At 60.1% G+C, this 18,938-nt stretch carries 15 protein-coding genes and 1 CRISPR repeat array (1 of these 16 cut by a window edge); of the genes, 7 read left to right on the top strand and 8 right to left on the bottom strand.

Features of this window, described 5'->3' with window-relative positions:
* The first annotated feature begins 281 nt into the window (after positions 1–281).
* Positions 282–812 carry an REP-associated tyrosine transposase gene (locus AC0IM9_RS13940; protein WP_482804412.1) on the top strand — a complete coding sequence of 177 codons (531 nt, stop codon included), beginning with the start codon at positions 282–284 and terminating at the stop codon, positions 810–812.
* A gap of 405 nt (positions 813–1,217) precedes the next feature.
* On the opposite strand, the gene AC0IM9_RS13935 is transcribed toward AC0IM9_RS13940, so the two are convergent.
* Together AC0IM9_RS13935 and AC0IM9_RS13930 are read right to left on the bottom strand one after the other, a co-directional pair.
* Positions 1,218–1,478, bottom strand: a complete 261-nt coding sequence (locus tag AC0IM9_RS13935; protein ID WP_064028910.1) for a Txe/YoeB family addiction module toxin — start codon at positions 1,476–1,478, stop codon at positions 1,218–1,220.
* A complete protein-coding gene (locus tag AC0IM9_RS13930) occupies positions 1,475–1,726 on the bottom strand; it encodes a type II toxin-antitoxin system Phd/YefM family antitoxin (protein ID WP_071155240.1) in 252 nt (83 codons plus the stop codon). Before AC0IM9_RS13930 ends, AC0IM9_RS13935 begins: the two co-directional genes overlap by 4 nt.
* Before the next feature lie 129 nt (positions 1,727–1,855).
* Here AC0IM9_RS13930 and ureA point away from each other — a divergent pair, with 129 nt between their 5' ends.
* The 6 genes from ureA to ureG all read left to right on the top strand — a co-directional run bounded on the left by ureA (position 1,856) and on the right by ureG (position 6,293).
* A complete protein-coding gene (gene ureA / locus AC0IM9_RS13925) occupies positions 1,856–2,158 on the top strand; it encodes an urease subunit gamma (protein WP_278212652.1) in 303 nt (100 codons plus the stop codon).
* A gap of 129 nt (positions 2,159–2,287) precedes the next feature.
* Positions 2,288–2,605 carry an urease subunit beta gene (locus tag AC0IM9_RS13920; RefSeq protein ID WP_140914403.1) on the top strand — a complete coding sequence of 106 codons (318 nt, stop codon included), beginning with the start codon at positions 2,288–2,290 and terminating at the stop codon, positions 2,603–2,605.
* Positions 2,602–4,305 (top strand): urease subunit alpha, encoded by a 1,704-nt coding sequence (ureC, locus tag AC0IM9_RS13915; RefSeq protein ID WP_482804411.1) that lies wholly within the window; start codon positions 2,602–2,604, stop codon positions 4,303–4,305. The genes AC0IM9_RS13920 and ureC overlap by 4 nt, the downstream gene beginning before the upstream one ends.
* A gap of 186 nt (positions 4,306–4,491) precedes the next feature.
* Positions 4,492–4,923: an urease accessory protein UreE gene (gene ureE, locus AC0IM9_RS13910; RefSeq protein ID WP_482804410.1), complete on the top strand. Its 432-nt coding sequence runs from the start codon at positions 4,492–4,494 to the stop codon at positions 4,921–4,923.
* A complete protein-coding gene (locus AC0IM9_RS13905; RefSeq protein ID WP_482804409.1) occupies positions 4,913–5,587 on the top strand; it encodes an urease accessory protein UreF in 675 nt (224 codons plus the stop codon). Before ureE ends, AC0IM9_RS13905 begins: the two co-directional genes overlap by 11 nt.
* A gap of 88 nt (positions 5,588–5,675) precedes the next feature.
* Positions 5,676–6,293, top strand: coding sequence for an urease accessory protein UreG (ureG, locus tag AC0IM9_RS13900; protein ID WP_140914399.1), 618 nt, complete (start codon positions 5,676–5,678; stop codon positions 6,291–6,293).
* 27 nt (positions 6,294–6,320) lie between these two features.
* On the opposite strand, the gene AC0IM9_RS13895 is transcribed toward ureG, so the two are convergent.
* The 6 genes from AC0IM9_RS13895 to AC0IM9_RS13870 all read right to left on the bottom strand — a co-directional run bounded on the left by AC0IM9_RS13895 (position 6,321) and on the right by AC0IM9_RS13870 (position 12,890).
* Positions 6,321–7,787: an N-acetylmuramoyl-L-alanine amidase gene (locus AC0IM9_RS13895; protein WP_482804408.1), complete on the bottom strand. Its 1,467-nt coding sequence runs from the start codon at positions 7,785–7,787 to the stop codon at positions 6,321–6,323.
* 10 nt (positions 7,788–7,797) lie between these two features.
* Positions 7,798–9,162, bottom strand: coding sequence for a hypothetical protein (locus AC0IM9_RS13890; protein ID WP_482804407.1), 1,365 nt, complete (start codon positions 9,160–9,162; stop codon positions 7,798–7,800).
* A 115-nt stretch (positions 9,163–9,277) separates the two neighbouring features.
* Complete coding sequence (locus AC0IM9_RS13885) at positions 9,278–10,315, bottom strand: M14 family metallopeptidase (RefSeq protein WP_482804406.1); 1,038 nt, start codon at positions 10,313–10,315, stop codon at positions 9,278–9,280.
* Between the two features lie 89 nt (positions 10,316–10,404).
* Positions 10,405–11,838 (bottom strand): glutamate-cysteine ligase family protein, encoded by a 1,434-nt coding sequence (locus AC0IM9_RS13880; protein WP_140914395.1) that lies wholly within the window; start codon positions 11,836–11,838, stop codon positions 10,405–10,407.
* 297 nt (positions 11,839–12,135) lie between these two features.
* Positions 12,136–12,363 carry a hypothetical protein gene (locus AC0IM9_RS13875; RefSeq protein ID WP_482804405.1) on the bottom strand — a complete coding sequence of 76 codons (228 nt, stop codon included), beginning with the start codon at positions 12,361–12,363 and terminating at the stop codon, positions 12,136–12,138.
* A 287-nt stretch (positions 12,364–12,650) separates the two neighbouring features.
* Entirely contained in the window at positions 12,651–12,890 is a 240-nt protein-coding gene (locus tag AC0IM9_RS13870; protein WP_482804404.1) for a PBECR2 nuclease fold domain-containing protein, read from the bottom strand.
* Between the two features lie 413 nt (positions 12,891–13,303).
* A CRISPR array of direct repeats spans positions 13,304–18,938; the repeat unit is 29 nt; unit sequence CGGTTCATCCCCGCGGGTGCGGGGAACGC; it runs 868 nt beyond the window's last position.

Genomic DNA, 18,938 nt, shown 5'->3' with positions numbered 1-18,938 from the left:
CCTCGCGATCTGAGATAGAGGAGTTAATTTAGTGTCGCTACCGCGACGGCTTTTTTTAATGTCGGGTCTCGGCCCGACAGCCGAGGTACTTTTCTTTGGACGGCCAAAGAAAAGTACCCAAAAGAAAGGCCGCCCCATGCCGCTTTTATCCTGCGCTCCGAAGGATTTGAACGGGGTTTTCGGAAGGGCTATCCATAGGGCCGTAGGTCCGATTAGCGAAGCGTAATCGGACGAATGTATAAAACTTACAAAAACCCAAATTCTTGAACCTCTAAAAAGTCATGCCCAATTACCGACGAGCGTTTATTCCGGGTGGCACATGGTTTTTTACGGTGAATTTGTTGGAGAGAAAGAATAACGATTTGTTGCTCCGGGAAATCGATTTATTGCGAGACACGGTGCGGGCGGTGCGGAAGCGTTACTCCTTTCAAATTGATGCCTGGGTGGTATTACCGGAACATATGCACGCGGTTTGGACGTTGCCGCCGGGTGATGCGGATTTCAGCAAACGCTGGCGATTGATCAAAAGCGGATTTTCTCGGGCATTGCCAAAAACCGAGTACCGGTCGAATGTTCGAAAGATGGCTGGCGAACGTGGAATCTGGCAGCGACATTTTTGGGAACATTCGATACGCGACGAAACAGATTTTGAACGCCATGTTGATTATGTGCATATCAATCCGGTTAAACATGGGCATGTCGCCAAAGCCGTCGAGTGGCCGTATTCGAGTTTCCATCGATATGTGGAAAAGGGAATTTATCCGCCAAGTTGGGGTGGAAATTTGGATTTGGCGGTGGAAGGGGATGATTAACATGCGTCCGATTACGCTTCGCTAATCGGACCTACCGAGATTGATTTTGAACCTTTAATTTCGGGATGGTTTTGATCCCCTGATGCCGCGCCGAGCACCGAAGGGTTTGGACGGACAAATCGGCAGGATAGCCGATTTGCATGCGCAGCACCCGAAGGGCGAGGTAAATGGATGTACCGAGTGAGCAGCCCGCAGGGGCGATGCAGGGATGCATCGCGTTTTCGGAGGGCTATGGATAGCCCTTCCGAAAACCCCGTTCAAACCCTTCGGAGCGCAGGATAAAAGCGGCATGGGGCGGCCTTTCTTTTGGGTACTTTTCTTTGGCCGTCCAAAGAAAAGTACCTCGGCTGTCGGGCCGAGACCCGACATTAAAAACAACCGTCGCGATAGCGACACAAAACAAGCTCAATACTCATAATGAAACCGCAACTGCGCAATCAACAAGGTATCCCCGGCAACTTTATAAACGATCCGATGCTCGTCGTTAATCCGCCGCGACCAATAGCCGGACAAGCCGTGTTTCAAAGGTTCCGGCTTACCGATGCCCTCGAATGGCTGGCGCTGGATTTCCTTGATCAGTTGGTTGATACGCTTAAGAATGGCCTTGTCGGTGGCTTGCCAGTAGAGATAGCTATCCCAGGCGTCGGAGGAAAAAGTGATTTTCACTCGATTAATTCGCGCTCCGTGCCTTGGCCGGATTCCAGCTCGGCGATGGATTCCAGCAAGCGGCGGGCGTTAGCTGGGGAACGTAGCAGGTAGGCGGTTTCCTCCATGGCTTGGTAGTCTTCCAGAGACAGCATTACCACCGGGGATTCGCTTTTGCGGGTGATGATGATGGGGGCATGGTCGGCGCAAACCTTGTCCATGGTTTTAGCCAAATTGGCGCGAGCGGCGCTGTAACTGATGGCGTCCATTGATGCTCCTGTTGTACAAAAAAGTGTACGATAGCTTAACGTCGACGGTTGGCTACTGCAAATTGGAAACACGCGTGGGCACGATTAAACGTGCCCACCCTACGAAAACGTCACATTAACGAAACGACTATGCAATTAACCCCCAGAGAAAAAGACAAACTCCTCCTCTTCACTGCCGCCCTCCTCGCCGAGCGCCGCAAAGCCAGAGGTTTGAAACTCAATTACCCGGAAGCCGTGGCTTATATCTCCGCCGCGATCATGGAAGGTGCTCGTGACGGCCAGACCGTGGCCGAGTTGATGGCTTATGGTCGGACGCTATTGAGCATCGACGACGTGATGGACGGCGTGGCGGAAATGATTCCCGACGTGCAGGTGGAGGCAACGTTTCCGGATGGCACCAAATTGGTAACAGTGCATGACCCAATTGTATAGTCATCGCGTGGGCACAAAAAGCACGTGCCCACCCTACGAAAATCTGTCAGAAAGCAAAGAAAATCCAACATGTAGGGTGGACACGATTTATCGTGCCCACGCGGAAAACCAAATTTAACAGGAGCCCCCATGATCCCCGGAGAAATCTTCCCCGCCGCTGGCGACATCGAACTCAACGCCGGCCGCGCCACGGTCAAAGTCCTGGTCGCCAATAGCGGCGACCGGCCGATTCAGGTCGGCTCGCATTACCATTTTTACGAAACCAACCCGGCCTTGCATTTCGACCGTAGCGTGGCTCTGGGCTTTCGGCTGGATATTCCGGCCGGCACCGCCGTGCGTTTCGAGCCAGGCCAACAGCGCGAGGTGCAGTTGGTGGCGTTTGCCGGCGAACGTAAAGTCTATGGCTTTCGCGGGGAAGTGATGGGCCCGTTGGAGAAAAGCGCATGAGCAAAATCAGCAGACAAGCCTATGCCGACATGTTCGGCCCCACCACCGGCGACCGGCTACGGCTGGCCGACACCGATTTGATCCTGGAAGTGGAAGCCGATTACACCGTCTACGGCGACGAAGTGAAATTCGGCGGCGGCAAGGTGATTCGCGACGGCATGGGCCAAAGTCAGCTGGGTAACGATCAGGCCGTGGATTTGGTGATTACCAATGCGCTGATCATCGATTACTGGGGTATCGTCAAGGCCGACGTCGGCGTGAAGGACGGCCGCATCTTTAAAATTGGCAAGGCCGGCAACCCGGACGTGCAGCCCGGCGTCGACATCATCGTCGGCCCCGGCACCGAAGTCATTGCCGGCGAAGGCCAGATTCTCACCGCCGGCGGCATCGACGCCCACATCCATTTCATCTGCCCGCAGCAAATCGAAGAAGCGCTGTGTTCCGGCGTGACGACGATGGTCGGTGGCGGCACCGGCCCAGCCACCGGTACCAACGCCACCACCTGCACACCGGGGCCGTGGCATATCCAACAAATGCTGAAAGCGCTGGACGGTTTGCCGATGAACTTTGGTTTGCTCGGCAAAGGCAACGCCAGCCTGCCCGGCGCCTTGGATGAGCAAATCCAGGCCGGGGTGATGGGCTTGAAACTGCACGAAGACTGGGGCACCACGCCGGCGGCGATCGATTGTTGCCTGAGCGTGGCCGAGCGTTTCGACGTGCAGATTGCCATTCACACCGACACGCTGAATGAATCTGGTTTCGTGGAAGACACCATCGCCGCCTTCAAGGGCCGCACCATCCACACTTACCACACCGAAGGCGCCGGCGGCGGCCACGCCCCGGATATCATCAAAGCCTGCGGCCTGAACAACGTGCTGCCGTCGTCGACCAACCCGACCCGGCCCTACACGATCAACACCGTCGACGAGCATCTGGACATGCTAATGGTCTGCCACCACCTCGACCCCAGCATCCCGGAAGACGTGGCTTTCGCCGAATCGCGCATCCGCCGCGAAACCATCGCTGCCGAAGACATCCTGCACGACCTGGGCGCGTTTTCGATGATTTCCTCGGATTCGCAAGCCATGGGCCGGGTCGGCGAAGTGGTGATCCGCACTTGGCAGACCGCGCACAAAATGAAGGTGCAACGCGGCGCGCTGGCCGGCGACCCGGCCACCAGCGACAACCAACGCATCAAACGCTACATCGCCAAATACACCATCAACCCAGCCATCAGCCACGGCATCAGTCACGAAGTGGGCTCCATCGAAGCCGGCAAACTGGCCGATCTGGTGCTGTGGCAACCGGCTTTTTTCGGCGTCAAACCCAGCCTGGTTATCAAAGGCGGCCTGATCGCCGCCGCACCGATGGGCGACGCCAATGCCTCCATCCCCACCCCGCAACCAGTGCATTACCGGCCGATGTTCGGCAGTTTTGGCCGCACCGCCGCCAATACCTCGATGATCTTCCTGCCGCAAGCCGCCGTCTCTGCCGGCGTGGCGGGACAATTGGGTTTGCAAAAGCGGGTGGGCACGGTTCGGAATACACGGAACATCGGCAAATCGGATATGAAGTTGAATGATTACCAACCGGTGATGGAGGTTTGTCCGCAGACCTATCAGGTCAAGGCGGATGGGGTGTTGTTGACCTGCGAGCCGGCGGTGGTGTTGCCGATGGCGCAGCGGTACTTTTTGTTTTGATTCGGACTGGTTCCCAATCTCCGGCTTGGGAATCGAAGTGCTCGAAAGCGCTAGCTTTTGATTTTGTGCCGCTGCCGCGACACAACAAAACCAAAAGACATCAAATAATCCAAAAGCCATCGTGTTGGGTTACCGCTATCGCCTTTTATGCCCTTCGGGTAAACCCAACCTACATAAAATAAAACAATGCTAAAACTCACCGAAACCACCAACACCGAAGACCAGCCCGACGACACCCTGACCCTGCCTTACGATGCCCGCCAAAAATCTCGCCAACCGGCGACTACCAAAGGCGGCATCCAAGTCGGCGTATTTTTACCCAGGGGCCAAACCCTGAAACACGGTGCAATCCTCACCAACAGCCAAGGCTTTAAAGTGCGCATCGATGCGGCACCGGAACAATTATCGGTCGTCAAATGCAGCGACCCACTGTTGTTTGCCCGCGCCTGCTACCACCTCGGCAACCGCCACATCGCCCTGCAAATTCTGCCGGACGAACTGCGTTATCTGGCCGATCATGTACTCGATCAAATGTTGGTCGGTTTGGGCTTGACCGTCGAACATCACACCTTACCGTTCGAACCGGAAGCCGGCGCGTACCATAGCCATGGTCACTAATCTGTCGTTGCTGCGGCTGTTACAACTGGTCAGCCCCAGTTTGCCGATTGGCATGTACAGCTATTCGCAGGGGCTGGAAACGGCGGTGCAGGACGGTTGGGTGACCAACGCCGAGCAAACCGGCGACTGGCTGCGCGGTTTGCTGCACAACGCTTTGGGCAAGGTCGATGCGCCGCTGCTGGCGCGGTTGTACGACGCCTGGCAAGCTGACGATATGCAAGCCGTCGAGCACTGGAGCCAAACTCTCAATGCCTATCGGGAAACCGCCGAATTGCGTGCCGAGGACAAGCAGACCGGCCAAGCCTTGGCGCGTTTGTTGGTCAATCTGGACATGCCGGAAGCGCAGTCTTGGCAGAAACGGCCGGACGCGACCCTGGCGACCTTGTTTGGCTTGGCGGCGGTGCGTTGGCAAATCGACAAGGCGGACGCGGTGAGCGGTTACCTGTGGGGCTGGCTGGAAAACCAGGTGCTGGGCGCGATCAAATTGGTGCCGCTGGGGCAAGTGGCCGGGCAGCAACTATTACAGCGTCTGGCCGGGGAATTGCCGGCTTTGGTTGGGCAAACCCTGACCATGACCGACGACCAGATCGGCGGCAGTTGTTTCGGGCTGGCCCTGGCCAGCAGCCGGCATGAGATGCAGTATTCGCGGCTGTTCCGATCGTGAAATAACAATAATGCCTCGATGCAGCGCAAGCGCAATCGAGGTTTGAGCAACCTTAACCCCGGATGGCATCCGGACTACTGGAGAAAACATGAACGACAAACACGTATTGAGAATCGGCGTCGGCGGCCCGGTAGGCTCCGGCAAAACCGCGTTGGTGGATGCCTTGTGTAAACGCATGCGCGACGATTACCAAATCGGCGTCGTCACCAACGACATTTACACCCGCGAAGACCAGCAGTTTTTGATCCGTAGCCAGGCCTTGCCGGAAGAGCGAATTCTGGGCGTGGAAACCGGCGGCTGCCCGCATACCGCAATCCGCGAAGATGCATCGATGAATCTGGCGGCGGTGGACGAGTTGTGCGAGCGTTTCCCGGAACTGGACTTTGTGTTGGTGGAAAGCGGCGGCGACAATCTCAGCGCCACCTTCAGCCCGGAACTGGCCGATCTGACGCTTTACGTGATCGACGTCTCGGCCGGCGACAAAATCCCCCGCAAAGGCGGCCCCGGCATCACCAAGTCGGATTTATTGGTGATCAACAAGATCGACTTGGCACCTTACGTCGGCGCGTCGCTGGACGTGATGGACCGGGATGCGAAAAAGATGCGCGGCGAGCGGCCGTTCGTGTTCAGCAACATCAAAACCGGCCACGGCCTGGAGCGGATTATCGACTTCATCGTCCGCCAAGGCATGCTGGCCGCAGCCTGAGCCGGCGCAAACCCAGGTTAAACCGCCTCAGGCATTCGGGATTTGCAAGGCCGGCCAATCGAAGGCCGGCCCGATATCCCACTTATCCTGCCGAAAATTGATGTGGCTGGCGATGCCGCTGTAGTTCTGGAAGAAATCCGGATCGCGTTCGAATTGTTTCGCCGTCGGCGGCAAGGTGCGCGGGATATTGAAGCGGGCGCACAAGTCCTGCATCAACAGCCGGATCGATTCGGTTTGCCCGGCCGGAAAGGCGGCGAAATAATGCTCGCCGCGGAAGCTTAGTTTCCGGTATTTTTCGGTCTGACTCAGTTCGCAGTAGCGGGTGCCGAACGGCGCGGTGTCGCCCCGCTTCGGCGGCCACCAGTTCAAAATATCCGGATTATCCGCCGCCGGCCGCAACGGGCCGACGTTGGCGATTTCGATCGCAATCGAGCGCTTGTCGTGGCGACCGCCGCTGCCCTGGACTCCAAGATGGTAGGCCCATTGCGCCGGGTCGAATACTTCGTACACCGTACCGTCCACATCCACTAGATAGGCCGCGCCGATAAGGCCGGCGTCGCCGTTCCAGGTATCGAAGGCCGATTTGGCGCTGGAGCCGGCGGTAAAATGCAGCACGATCAAATCCTTGTGCGGCCGGTCGCTGTAATATTGCCCGGCCGGCAACCGGAAGCGGCTGCGGTTGATCGCCAACGCCGGTGCGGCACTTACTGTTGCCGCTGGCGGCATCGTATCGGTGCTGAGTCCGGCCGGATCGGTAGCCAACAGCGCCCGCGGATTGGGCCGTTCGCTGGCGCCGGCCCAGAAAAAATGCCCGTCCAAATCGCGGTACCAGAAACTATTGCCGGATACCGTTTCGCCAACCGCAAAGCCACTGATCTCCACCCGGCTGCCGGCCGGCAATACTTTGACCAGCGCGCCGCTCAAGGCCGGGCTTTCCCGCAATTTGACGTTCACCAGCAGGCCGATTTGCTTGCCGCTCAGGCCGGCAAACTCAGGTTCCGGTACCGCTGCCGCCAGCAGTTCGGTCAGATTCAACGCCGTCGCCGGACAAGCTGCCGAGGCCCGGATGGCACTGTGCGGCAACACGTGCTCGGTATCCAGCTCGATGCGCCAGCGGTCGGCAATCTCGCGCAACAGCCGGGCGCAAACCGCCTGCTGCCCGGCCGGGAAGCCTTGGCCGGCGGCCATCTCCAACACGATGCCGATCGAATAATAGTTCGGGTTGCTGTTCGGCCGCTGTTGGACCAAGGCCGCGCTGGGATTGACCACCAAGCCGGCGTGAAAGGCGGTGTCTTTCTCGTCGACGTACTGCCTGACCCGGCCGTCGCCGGCGATCGCATAGTGGGTCGAGACCAAGCTGCCGCCGCTGCGATAACCGGTTTCGGCCTGGGCCAGATCGGCGACGCTGTGCAACACGATCGCATCCGGCTTGAATCCGCCGGGCCGACCGGGGCGGAAATTGTCGGCGGCGCAGCCTATCCAGTCGATTTGCATACCGCCCTCCTCAGCCCAACGCCTTCAAATCGCCGCGCTCGCCCTGCAACGGGTTGGCGGCAGTCGGCGACAACGCATCCGCAGTCGCCGCAAGCTGGGAGCTTTGACGGATGGCTTTTTGCTCGTCGTCCTTGCGCGCCAGACCGGAACGCAACTGCAACAGTTTGCTCAACACGTTGTACCAAAACGGCCCGCCCATGCTTAACAGAAACATCGACAACACCACGCCGGGGACACTGGCATTCTGCTGCCAATTGTCCCGCCAGGCTTGCCAATCCTTGGGCCAGGTGATCAGGCCGCGGTCGGCCAGCACGTTCAAGTAATATTTTTCGGTTTCGATGCCGGCGGCGGATTTGACCGGTTCGGCCGACGCATCACTGCTTGCTCCGGTTTTGGGCTGGCTCTTGGCGTCCGCCATCACCTTGGCTTTGATGGTCTCGTCCTGGGCAAAGGTCGGCGCCAATTGCACGAAGGCGCTGCGCATTTGTTCGTCCATGGCCAAGCGATTGATGATGACGAGCGCATCCAGTTGTAATCCGACCGCCAGCAAAGCCGCACTGAATACGCTGACCGTGCGCGCCGTCGACGAGAAACGCACCGCGACCCGATCCAGCAAATTGTCGAAATTCATGTGGATCACCGCCAAAAACTCGCTGGCGGCCTCTTGCAGCAAGGCGTTGGCTTCCCGCACGTCCTGCGCCAGTTCCGGATTGGATTTTTCGAATTGCAGCGCCAGCATTCTCACGTTTTTCAACGTCGCGGTCGGGTTCTCGACCCCATTGCTGCCCAATGCCTGCCCCAGCTTTTCCGCCAAATCGATGTGCTTGGCGATGATGCCTTTCAATTTTTGATAAAGCCGCTTTTGTTTATTGACGCCGAGTTCGGTCTTGACCTGCTGGATCAGCCGGCCGGCTTCCAGGCTCTTCAAAAACGCCGGATACTCGCGCAACTTGTTCTCCAGTGCCGCCAAGCCGACGTTGACGGTAATCGCCCCGTTCGCCAATTCGGCGTTGACCCGGTCGAATTCGGCTTTGATGCCGGCATCGTAGGCTGCGGCCAATTCCAGCAGGCTTTTGACGAATTCTTCGCGGTGGATCACTTCGCCATAAGACAAGAAACGCAGCCGCGGCGGCAGCCAACTGCGAAACCGGCCGCCGATGGTCTGTTGGCTCAACACTTTACCGGCGATCGCTGCCGCGTCGGTCCGTGCCAAACGCGGGTCCAGCACTTCCAGCAGGTCGGTCAAACCGTGGTGCAGGTTGCGGCCGCGGCTGGCGAGCAGCTTGAGTACGGCCTGGCTGATCAGCGTAACGGCCATGCTGGCGATCAACATCACCACCGACAAGCCCAGCAATATATCCAAGGACTTCAACATCAGTTTTCTCCCCTACCCCGTTAGACGGTCCGCTGCAACCGCAACCGAAGCTTTGGTCGGCAGCAGCCCGCAGCATAAACCGTAAAGCTTAGACCATTCGGCCCAATCGCCAAAATCAGCCGCCCTCCAGCGGCAGCCGCTCCATCAGGTAGCACAGGCAATCCTGGCGGATCACCCGTTCGTCCAAGGTTAGCATCGACGGCATCGTCGGCCGCTTCAACACCAACTGCCCGTCCCGAATTTCGAAAAACCGCTCGGTGACCGGTATCCCGGCGTTATCCCTGGCGACCACCGGCACGCGCGCCGTCGAGATGTTACCGAACGCGCTGCCGGCGGCAATTTCGGTGAAGTTCAATCGCTCCAACCCGCTGTCCAGCAGCAAATCGGCGCTGCGCTCGGTAAAGCTGAAACTGGCATCCTCGGCGATACAGACCTGAGCCACGGTGTGGTAGATGTCCACGTCCTGGCGGGCGACCGGATGCGCCGGAAATTCGTGTAAGTGCAGACAGCTATCCAAAAACTCGAGCGCATGTTCGGTGCCGTGCGGCTGGCCGGGACGGCCGCATTCCAGCGTCACGGCCGGGCAAAACTCGGCGAACGCGCCGGATTGGATGCCTTTGGGGTGGGTAAAGTAGACCAGCAAGCGGCCGAACAAAGCCCCCAGATGCAGAAACTCCCGGTCCAGTTTGTTGATGCAGGCGTAATGCGGGTTGCGGCCGGTATTGTTATGCACGTCGACGCTGGCAAACACGCCGCGCCGGCGCATGATTTCGCAAATCTGCGCTGCCCAAGCCGTTTCCGGCGACGGCGCCAGACCGGTACCCGGCCAGATCCGGTTGAAGTCGGGCTGGCCGTCCAGTCGGCGCAGATTGTGGCGGGCGGCCTGGGTATTCCCAAAAAACAGGGTCAGCCCGCGCGGCAAACTTTGGCCCTGGTATTTGCGTAATAACTGTTGCACGGCCAGAAAGCCGGTCGATTCGTTGCCGTGCAGCAGCACCGAGACGAACAGTGTCTCCGGCCGCTTGCCGGGCAGATGGAACAAGGCCGGTTCCGGCACCAGGGTATGCAGGGCTTCGACCGGAATGTCCAGCAGACCCGGCGGCAGGGCGTCGAATTGTTTCAGAGCAGAATGTGCGGAGAGGTTCGATTGCATGGCCGAGGTGTCCAAAGTCCGTTCAGCGACTCAACATGCCTGAATAGTCGGCCGAGAGCAACCGCAATGCGCCGTTCGGCGGCGGACGCTCAGAGCCCCCAGCCCGACACCGGCTCGCCGCCGAGCTGGCGCAGCAAATACTCCCGCGTCATTGCGCTAAATTCGCCGGGATGGGCTTCGATAAAGCGCCGCTGCCACTGGCTGCCGGTTTGCCGGCTGGCGACACGGCGGCGGACGATGCCAAGGTAGTCCAACGCGTCGCGGTTGCGGATGCCGAGCGCGTCCAGCCCCAGGCCGGCGCGCGGCAGCAATTCCTGTTCGATCAGCTTGGCCAGCCGCTGCTTGCGGTTGCCGAACCAGACCACATGGCAATCCAGCCCGTGACGGGCGGCCTGATAGAAATTGTCCTTGGCTTGAGCGAAAGGCAATGCCGCCCCGCCCTCCGCCCGTTCGTCGGCCAGATTTTTTACCAGCCCATAGAAAAACGCGGCATTGGCGACCATATCGATCACGGTCGGCCCCGCTGCCGGCGTGCGGTGTTCGATACGGATATGCGGCGTGCCGTCGGCGTCGAACCCCACCAGCGGCCGATTCCAGCGCCAGATGGTACCGTTGTGCAGGCGCAGATAGCGAAACGCTTCCGGCGCATCGTCGAATTGTTCCGGCAACAGCACCGGAAAATGCTGCAAATTCTCGATAAAACATTCCTGGATCGAGTGCCGGGCGTAATCCGAACCGAAACCGACCCGGTGCAACGGCCCGTCCGCCGCACCGCTATAACCGCCGGCAGCGATGGCCTGCTCGAACATCGGAATCCGGGTCTCGGCCCATAAATCCTTGCCGAACAGATACGGCGCATTCGCCGCCAGCGCCACCATCGCCGCCGAGGCGATGATGGAGGCGTTGTAAATGTGGTGGGCCTGACTAAGCGGACACTGGATATGCAACTGCAGCGAGGTAGTGGCCGCTTCCAGCATCACGTCGTGGTGTTCCAGTTTCAGATGCTCGTGACCGCATATATCCAGACAAATCGGCCGGCCGCGGTTTTGCAAAATCTGCTGGTTCAAAGCCCGGTAACGGTTCATGTCCGACATATTGCCCAGATGCAAATCGCGCTGTTCCAAGGTCGGCAGCGTACCGATCGCCAACAGGTGCAAATCCATTTGCCGGGCATGCCCGGCCGCGTCTTGCCAAGTCTGTTGCAATTGTTTGTGCATCGCGCCGAACGCAGCGCCGGTCAAGGCTTGCGGCGGCGTGTTCAGTTCGATATTGAACTTGGCCAGCTCCGGACCGGCCAGCAGCGGCTGACCGAAGGATTGCAAATACGTCTGGTTAGCCGGCGCCGGCCGCATATCGCCGTCCAACAACCAAGCTTCTATCTCGAAACCGGCCACCGGCGCAGCTTCCGCACAGGCTTTGTCGCGGATCAAACGACCGAGCAATTCGGTCTCGGTCTGCAAACGCCGGCAAAACCGGTCGAAATCGGCTTCCTGATACGCAGCGGCGCGGGTTTCTTGGCCCATAGTTAAGTCCGGCGGTGTGGCGGAAGATACAGATAGTAAAGGCCCCGGCTCGCGCCGGTCAATCTCGAACCGAACGCGCGAGCCGAGGCCACCCCATCGGGCCGGACTGGCTTGCCGTTTTTATCCTCTCTTGGATACGGACGGGCCGGGGCGTCTTGCGGTAGCCATAGCCGGAGTTTTATCCCCGACGCCGTTAAGTTATTAACCCGGCCCTTGAATCCACTGGATTCGTCATTCCCGCGAAGTCGGGAATCCAGTATAACCGCCGGGCTCCTGCCTTCGCGGGAGCGACGATATTTAAGGACCGGGAATAGGTCGGCTTAACCGCCTTGGGTTCCTCCCTGCGGGTGCGGGGAACGCACATCCGGCCGTTTTTTTCAGCGGCCCGCCCTTGGGCTTATCCTCGGCCAACTTCATCGCCGACAGCGGCTTCCACTCCTTGCCCTCGGGTGAGGCAATCTCACGCCTGGCGGCTGCCAGAATATGTTCTAAATGACTGGCTTCGAAGTCGATCTCAAATTGCATAATGCACCACCCCCTTTATAATCAAGGCGTGAATCGGTCAGACTGCGCCTTGCGCGCTACTGCCCAATATCCGATCCACAAAACGCGACCCCTAAAAAGGCCGCGTTTTTTTCTTGAACAACAGCCTGCCGTAATGTGGTTTATCGAAATAACCCAGCTTGGCTTTCTCGGGTTTGTGCGATGCCATAAACACCGTCGCGCCTTTCCAGCCCGTACAGGCCCATTCAAAAATACCCACGCCGAACACCCCAGCACCATCCAGTTAGAACGCACGCAGATAGCGCCGTTTAGCCGCCAACGACCTTTTTCCCGCGATCGTGCTCCCAATACCACCAAATTTCATCGGGCTCGATCAGAGACATGGCCAGCAAGTTGAGATACTGCAACCGTTGTTCCTGATCGGCGTCAGCCAGCCACTTGAACTCCCACTTACCGTCCTGAAACAACGCCTTGGTCAAACAAGCAGCATCGGTAAACGCCACCTCTTCCTCCATCGCCGCGCCGAAAATCGACAAAAACTCCGCCACCGCTACTTCCGGCGCGATATCAGCCGGTAGCAAAATAGCCGGCGAAACGGTTCATCCCCGCGGGTGCGGGGAACGCCTTGACAAGGCCATCGCGCGTAATTAAGCTCCTTGGCATTCCGATGTTGTGGCCATTGGAAACGTCCCAACCTGCCACCGGAATAAAAGCCTTTGCCTCGGCAAGGGCTTTTTCGTTTCTAGCATATGCCGATTGAATGCTCTGAACCGCGCTCCACAATCCTTGTTACCTAAGATTCATTCCCCGCGGGTGCGGGGAACGCGTGCCTGAGCGGTACCTGCGAGCACAAAAAGACGGTTCATCCCCGCGGGTGCGGGGAACGCTTCAGGCGGGGCAGCAAAGATGAGCGCGGGTGCGGGGAACGCTGTTGATTTGCTAACTACGATATTCCCTCTATCGGTTCATCCCCGCGGGTGCGGGGAACGCGCCGGTTACACTGGATCAGCCGGAAACAATTTCGGTTCATCCCCGCGGGTGCGGGGAACGCTTCAAATGCGACTGGTTGAAAGGGGAAATGGGCGGTTCATCCCCGCGGGTGCGGGGAACGCGCCAGCTCTGCACCGCCGCCGCGCGTGTGACTCGGTTCATCCCCGCGGGTGCGGGGAACGCTATCCGGTGGTGCGCTTGGCAAAGGACGCCAGCGGTTCATCCCCGCGGGTGCGGGGAACGCCTGAGCAAATCGAGCTAGCGGTTATGGCTATGCGGTTCATCCCCGCGGGTGCGGGGAACGCTCGGAGGTGCCACCGGACAGAACACAGGCGGGCGGTTCATCCCCGCGGGTGCGGGGAACGCTTTACCCTCGCGAATCTCCCCGGTTTCCCTGTCGGTTCATCCCCGCGGGTGCGGGGAACGCTATTAATGCCCAATTTTGCCGCCTGCCTTGCTCCGGTTCATCCCCGCGGGTGCGGGGAACGCAACGGCCACCCATGCCAACGTAGGACGGCTGGGCGGTTCATCCCCGCGGGTGCGGGGAACGCAAAGCCCCACGGTTGTGAGGAACGTGATTTGCCGGTTCATCCCCGCGGGTGCGGGAAACGCGAACAAGACGGGTTCAGGCCGCAGGGTGTAGGCGGTTCATCCCCGCGGGTGCGGGGAACGCTTTAGCGACCAGGCGAGCACCAAAACGGCGAACGGTTCATCCCCGCGGGTGCGGGGAACGCGTTAAAGTAAGAGCCCCATTCAATTTCGAGGTCGGTTCATCCCCGCGGGTGCGGGGAACGCTGGACGTAGAGCGGCCTCCCCTCCTTAAGCACCGGTTCATCCCCGCGGGTGCGGGGAACGCGCTGGCACGAATGGGCCTCACCCGGCGATATCCGGTTCATCCCCGCGGGTGCGGGGAACGCTTAACCCTCGCCCCGTAGACTCTGTGCAACTTCGGTTCATCCCCGCGGGTGCGGGGAACGCGCCAGAATCCTGCCGTGGAAGCGCTCCCATTTCGGTTCATCCCCGCGGGTGCGGGGAACGCGGCCGCAGTCTCACGCTGGACAGGAACGGGGCTGGTTCATCCCCGCGGGTGCGGGGAACGCCGCGTTTTCTTATCATTGATAGTGTTGTTTGTCGGTTCATCCCCGCGGGTGCGGGGAACGCAAGTTCGTCCGAGATTTCGGCGCGAGTAAAGCCGGTTCATCCCCGCGGGTGCGGGGAACGCCTTTGCGCTTTCGTAGTCGCTGCCGGTTTTTGCGGTTCATCCCCGCGGGTGCGGGGAACGCCTCATGGGCGCAGAGATCGCGTTATTTTATGGCGGTTCATCCCCGCGGGTGCGGGGAACGCTTGAATAAGGCGCTTGCCTTTAACATCTTCGCCGGTTCATCCCCGCGGGTGCGGGGAACGCTTAAGCGACGAAACAGCGGTGAAAATGGCCGACGGTTCATCCCCGCGGGTGCGGGGAACGCGGCGCAAAGGCTCTTACCCTCCCCCCTAACGCCGGTTCATCCCCGCGGGTGCGGGGAACGCCAAGGTGATGTAGTCAATGGCTGAATTTATTACGGTTCATCCCCGCGGGTGCGGGGAACGCTAATGATATTAGGCCGCTTTGGCAGCATTGGTCGGTTCATCCCCGCGGGTGCGGGGAACGCCAACCGGGCCGTGCAGCCATCAACCCCTGCCCCGGTTCATCCCCGCGGGTGCGGGGAACGCGAGCGTGATCGGTTTGATCAGGTCCGGCAGGGCGGTTCATCCCCGCGGGTGCGGGGAACGCGTCTAACGAAAACCCTAAGTTTTTACTGATGTACGGTTCATCCCCGCGGGTGCGGGGAACGCGGCCGCTTTATAGGTTGCACTGTAAATCGCGTCGGTTCATCCCCGCGGGTGCGGGGAACGCAGGAGTTGCCACAAACGGCGCGTGATGTTTTCCTGGTTCATCCCCGCGGGTGCGGGGAACGCCGCGTCAAGTTTGTCGATAAGACCGGCAACGGCGGTTCATCCCCGCGGGTGCGGGGAACGCTCGATAGAGTTCGTTCTAAGGCCCGAACCCGTCGGTTCATCCCCGCGGGTGCGGGGAACGCGGTTAAAGAGGTTTAACAGATGGGGCGGCATCCGGTTCATCCCCGCGGGTGCGGGGAACGCGCCGCGCAGATAAAATTCGGCGGCGTTTTTGGCGGTTCATCCCCGCGGGTGCGGGGAACGCGGCGGCATCGGCCGGCACAACGGAGTCGTAAAGGGTTCATCCCCGCGGGTGCGGGGAACGCGGCAATTTGGGCCTCCACGTCGCTGGTCATGTCGGTTCATCCCCGCGGGTGCGGGGAACGCCGCTCGATAGTATCGTCGTCATGAGAATCGAGCGGTTCATCCCCGCGGGTGCGGGGAACGCTTTGGCGTACAAAATAAAATCGTCAACAAATACGGTTCATCCCCGCGGGTGCGGGGAACGCACCTTCTCGCATTGCTCAAGGATCGCCATTGCCGGTTCATCCCCGCGGGTGCGGGGAACGCCGCTCGATAGTATCGTCGTCATGAGAATCGAGCGGTTCATCCCCGCGGGTGCGGGGAACGCTTTGGCGTACAAAATAAAATCGTCAACAAATACGGTTCATCCCCGCGGGTGCGGGGAACGCACCTTCTCGCATTGCTCAAGGATCGCCATTGCCGGTTCATCCCCGCGGGTGCGGGGAACGCTAAACCCGGGTCGAAAAAATGCGGTTGATTCTCGGTTCATCCCCGCGGGTGCGGGGAACGCGCTTTTGCACATCTTTAGCGCCCTGTTTCAGTGCGGTTCATCCCCGCGGGTGCGGGGAACGCGTTACTAAATGGCAGGAAAGCTTATTAGGCTGCGGTTCATCCCCGCGGGTGCGGGGAACGCGGTGTTGATCTTGGGATACGCCGAAGACGGTACGGTTCATCCCCGCGGGTGCGGGGAACGCTCCATCTGTTTGATCGCAGCCCTAACCGCGTTCGGTTCATCCCCGCGGGTGCGGGGAACGCTTAAACACTATCCGGCAGGAGTCCAGCGGCGCCGGTTCATCCCCGCGGGTGCGGGGAACGCCGCGGCTCTGCAAAAAACTAATCGCGATCGGTCGGTTCATCCCCGCGGGTGCGGGGAACGCGATGGACACTACCTCAAATTGGTCGGCAATTTCGGTTCATCCCCGCGGGTGCGGGGAACGCGAGGCTGTTGTTGATTCGCTGCTGCAGGCTGGCGGTTCATCCCCGCGGGTGCGGGGAACGCGAAAATTCGGCGAGATTAAAGGTGACGGGCCGCGGTTCATCCCCGCGGGTGCGGGGAACGCATCTCTAGCGATTTTTTTGGCATCCTCGACGGCGGTTCATCCCCGCGGGTGCGGGGAACGCCGCCGGCGATCAGATAAATTTGCAGCATTAGTCGGTTCATCCCCGCGGGTGCGGGGAACGCACTGGTCTGGATTAGATTCGGATTGCGTCATGCGGTTCATCCCCGCGGGTGCGGGGAACGCCACGTCGTCGACTATCCCAACATGAACCAACGCGGTTCATCCCCGCGGGTGCGGGGAACGCCATGCCGAAGAACTGCAGCGGCACCGTGCCCTCGGTTCATCCCCGCGGGTGCGGGGAACGCGACGATTTGGGTAATGGCCTTGCCGGTGATGTCGGTTCATCCCCGCGGGTGCGGGGAACGCGTTGCGATTTTTAGTGTTGATGCGGCTCTGATCGGTTCATCCCCGCGGGTGCGGGGAACGCATCAGCACTGGTTGAAGAACTGACCGAGCCGCCGGTTCATCCCCGCGGGTGCGGGGAACGCAACAACTGGGCAAAAACGGACGGCCTAAATTACGGTTCATCCCCGCGGGTGCGGGGAACGCTTTTTACCCCCTACCCCCTTCGCCAATGATGCCGGTTCATCCCCGCGGGTGCGGGGAACGCATAACGAAGGCGCTCCGGTAATGGCCGAGCGCCGGTTCATCCCCGCGGGTGCGGGGAACGCCGATGCCTATCTCAAGGCCGTGGCAATGCTGCCGGTTCATCCCCGCGGGTGCGGGGAACGCCGCAGCCGGGCGGGCCTTTTTTCATCCCGGTACGGTTCATCCCCGCGGGTGCGGGGAACGCCTGGTCTTTGCCATCGGTTAGGAGTTTTACAGCGGTTCATCCCCGCGGGTGCGGGGAACGCATTTGCTTGCCCTTTTCGTAGACGCGCAGAAGCGGTTCATCCCCGCGGGTGCGGGGAACGCAACGCCCTCAAATTTCAAACCCATTTTTTTACCGGTTCATCCCCGCGGGTGCGGGGAACGCCGGCGCCACCAGCGCGGACAGAGCAACCTCAGCGGTTCATCCCCGCGGGTGCGGGGAACGCGGAATTTTGCAGCTTATACCGATACCCGGAGGCGGTTCATCCCCGCGGGTGCGGGGAACGCGTGTGTCTTTGGTATTACCGATAGTGCCGCGCCGGTTCATCCCCGCGGGTGCGGGGAACGCCAGATTGATTGCCAGGCGCAAGCTGTTGCGCTCCGGTTCATCCCCGCGGGTGCGGGGAACGCATTTGGTTTCGTTTTCTTATCATTGCTAACGTACGGTTCATCCCCGCGGGTGCGGGGAACGCAAAGGAGCAGGGCGCATGACTTACGAATCAGACGGTTCATCCCCGCGGGTGCGGGGAACGCGTTACATGGCTAACGGCGAGTGCTACGCCGACCGGTTCATCCCCGCGGGTGCGGGGAACGCCGCCATCGGATAAGCCATTTGGCAATCTGAATCGGTTCATCCCCGCGGGTGCGGGGAACGCTTTGTTTGACTTCTGATTTAACGAATTTTTCCCGGTTCATCCCCGCGGGTGCGGGGAACGCCTTCATCGGAATATTAGTAACCACAACGCGGCCGGTTCATCCCCGCGGGTGCGGGGAACGCCTTCGTCGCTCATCGCGTCGCGTTTCCTGATGCGGTTCATCCCCGCGGGTGCGGGGAACGCTTGTGAAAAAAATATCTTGACAACATTAGGCGCGGTTCATCCCCGCGGGTGCGGGGAACGCACACTACGAGGGGCCGCGCATTATCCCGCAGCCGGTTCATCCCCGCGGGTGCGGGGAACGCTGCCGACCGGAAACGCTTTGCGGCCGCGCTGCTGGTTCATCCCCGCGGGTGCGGGGAACGCGTTACACGTAACGGCCTGACATTGACCGGTAACGGTTCATCCCCGCGGGTGCGGGGAACGCAAAAACCCGGCGAACGGCCAGACGTATTGTGCCGGTTCATCCCCGCGGGTGCGGGGAACGCAACTGCGTCTACCGGGTCTTGTCCGGCGTTTTCCGGTTCATCCCCGCGGGTGCGGGGAACGCCCCCGTGCCTATGTGACTCCGAACGCAAACGGCGGTTCATCCCCGCGGGTGCGGGGAACGCCGATACAACAAATTCGCGCAAGCGCCCCTCCCCGGTTCATCCCCGCGGGTGCGGGGAACGCTTTTCGTGATAGCCCTTGGCTATTTGCTTGCCCGGTTCATCCCCGCGGGTGCGGGGAACGCCAGCGCGGTAACAATGTCGTCGTTGGTAAGGGCGGTTCATCCCCGCGGGTGCGGGGAACGCAACCGTTAACGATAAAAACGGTGAGCCGGTTACGGTTCATCCCCGCG

It is taken from the genome of Methylomonas sp. Uni0011, assembly GCF_056850255.1.
Note: the sequence above shows the minus strand (reverse complement) of the source record. Positions and strands in the feature narration are given on the sequence as shown.

Coding starts and splice junctions, on each gene's coding strand:
- AC0IM9_RS13940 (WP_482804412.1), top strand. CDS start 282: ATGCCCAATTACCGACGAGCGTTTATTCCGGGTGGCACATGGTTTTTT.
- AC0IM9_RS13930 (WP_071155240.1), bottom strand. CDS start 1,726: ATGGACGCCATCAGTTACAGCGCCGCTCGCGCCAATTTGGCTAAAACC.
- ureA (WP_278212652.1), top strand. CDS start 1,856: ATGCAATTAACCCCCAGAGAAAAAGACAAACTCCTCCTCTTCACTGCC.
- AC0IM9_RS13920 (WP_140914403.1), top strand. CDS start 2,288: ATGATCCCCGGAGAAATCTTCCCCGCCGCTGGCGACATCGAACTCAAC.
- ureC (WP_482804411.1), top strand. CDS start 2,602: ATGAGCAAAATCAGCAGACAAGCCTATGCCGACATGTTCGGCCCCACC.
- ureE (WP_482804410.1), top strand. CDS start 4,492: ATGCTAAAACTCACCGAAACCACCAACACCGAAGACCAGCCCGACGAC.
- AC0IM9_RS13905 (WP_482804409.1), top strand. CDS start 4,913: ATGGTCACTAATCTGTCGTTGCTGCGGCTGTTACAACTGGTCAGCCCC.
- ureG (WP_140914399.1), top strand. CDS start 5,676: ATGAACGACAAACACGTATTGAGAATCGGCGTCGGCGGCCCGGTAGGC.
- AC0IM9_RS13895 (WP_482804408.1), bottom strand. CDS start 7,787: ATGCAAATCGACTGGATAGGCTGCGCCGCCGACAATTTCCGCCCCGGT.
- AC0IM9_RS13890 (WP_482804407.1), bottom strand. CDS start 9,162: ATGTTGAAGTCCTTGGATATATTGCTGGGCTTGTCGGTGGTGATGTTG.
- AC0IM9_RS13885 (WP_482804406.1), bottom strand. CDS start 10,315: ATGCAATCGAACCTCTCCGCACATTCTGCTCTGAAACAATTCGACGCC.
- AC0IM9_RS13880 (WP_140914395.1), bottom strand. CDS start 11,838: ATGGGCCAAGAAACCCGCGCCGCTGCGTATCAGGAAGCCGATTTCGAC.
- AC0IM9_RS13875 (WP_482804405.1), bottom strand. CDS start 12,363: ATGCAATTTGAGATCGACTTCGAAGCCAGTCATTTAGAACATATTCTG.